The organism is Rhodococcus sp. TAF43 (assembly GCF_052113525.1).
GTDB lineage: Bacteria > Actinomycetota > Actinomycetes > Mycobacteriales > Mycobacteriaceae > Prescottella.
The window spans coordinates 1-1,484 of the sequence record NZ_JBFRDL010000118.1 but is presented as its reverse complement, the minus strand read 5'-3'; the positions used below and the strand labels follow the sequence as shown (position 1 = coordinate 1,484).

Annotated in this window: 2 protein-coding genes; one reads left to right on the top strand and one right to left on the bottom strand. The window is 65.4% G+C overall.

From position 1 onward, the window contains the following. Positions 1–31 precede the first annotated feature (31 nt). On the bottom strand, positions 32–394 hold the full coding sequence (locus AB4Z09_RS29050; protein ID WP_442241388.1) for an ABC transporter permease: 363 nt from the start codon (positions 392–394) through the stop codon (positions 32–34). Between the two features lie 182 nt (positions 395–576). On the opposite strand from AB4Z09_RS29050, the gene AB4Z09_RS29045 reads away from it, so the two are divergent. Next, positions 577–1,484 (top strand): IS5 family transposase gene (locus tag AB4Z09_RS29045; protein WP_442241389.1). Its coding sequence is split into 2 segments (ribosomal slippage), with 910 coding nucleotides annotated over them: positions 577–908 and positions 907–1,484; the frame shifts between segments, so codons are not numbered across the junction. This gene is flagged as partial in the annotation.

Here is a 1,484-nt window from a genome sequence, read left to right as displayed (position 1 = left end):
GCCCTGGCGCTAGGTGTCTTCAACACCGTCCTCACCCCGCTGCAGCAGGACCACTCCGTGGTGTTCCCGGGCGCGGTACGGCCTGCTGCAACGTGGCGGCGACCCATCCAAGGGCCGCCAGGGGAACAGCGAAGAGCAACGATCCCCAGTAGGACGACCAGTTCACCAGCCCAGCGATCGACAAACCGACGAGTGCGGCGACGACCAACCAGGAAATCCACCTTCGCATTGCCAGCGCCGCCACCACCGGCGGTATCGCGAGCAACAGGCCCAGGCCGACCAGCGGMCATACCCCCAGCACGCGGACGATCGAGTCATCGCACTGAAAGGCGGATCGGCTGCCATCTAGATACAGTTCACCCATCTTCGAGCACGACATCGACACGTCAGCCATCGGTGAAGTACCGACCCACGTGGTAATTGCCAACGCGGCCACCACTGAGGCCCACCACACTGCTCTCGACACGGTCCGCAGCCTAGACCGGCGCACGCGTACCGGATCGAGATGTCGACTGCGATCGACTCTCGGTCCGAGCTCAGTAGGCAGCCGATGATGTCCAGGTGAATCGATTTCAGGTGCTCTCGGACCAGCAGTGGGAGGCAGTCGCGGATCTACTGCCTGCCCGTACCGGCCGACGCGGCCGGCCCTTCTCCGATGCCCGATCGATGATCGAAGGCATCGTGTACCGCTACCGGTGCGGGATCGCCTGGCGGGATGTCCCTGAGGTGTTCGGTCCATGGCAGACAATCTGGACCTGGCACCGCCGCCTCGCAGGTGACGGCACCTGGGATCGGGTCCTGCAGCGTCTGCTCGCTGTGGCCGATAACGCCGGGAAGATCGACTGGGCGGTGTCGGTGGATTCGACCATTGTCCGTGCTCATCAGCACGCAACGAACACTGCCCGCCACACAGGGGGCACAGTCGAATTACACGAATCCGCGGATCGAGCCGCCTGACCACGCCATCGGCCGCTCCCGCGGCGGCCTGTCGACGAAGATCCACCAACTCGTCGACGGCCACGGACTGCCGCTGGTGATCCTTGTTTCGCCGGGCCAGTCCGGCGACTGCCCGGCCTTCCCGCATCTGCTCGACCACCTGAAGGTTCCGCGCGTCGGTGGCGGGCGGCCCCGTACCCGCCCCGGTCGGGTCCGTGGCGACAAGGCGTACTCCTCGCGCGCCAATCGGGAGTTGCTGCGGCGCCGCAGGATCGGAGCGGTAATCGCCGAACCGTCGGACCAGGCCGGGCATCGTCGCCGCCGCGGCTCGGGCGGTGGCCGGCCACCAGCATTCGATCCGACCGACTACAGGGGCCGCAATGTGGTCGAACGCCAGTTTTGCCATGTGAAACAGTGGCGCGGCCTGGCCACTCGCTACGACAAACTTGCCATCGTCTACCGATCCGCAGTGGTCTTGAACGCCATCATCGCCTGGACACGGCATTTGTCAGACAGCCTGGACACGGCATTTGTCAGACATGCCCTAG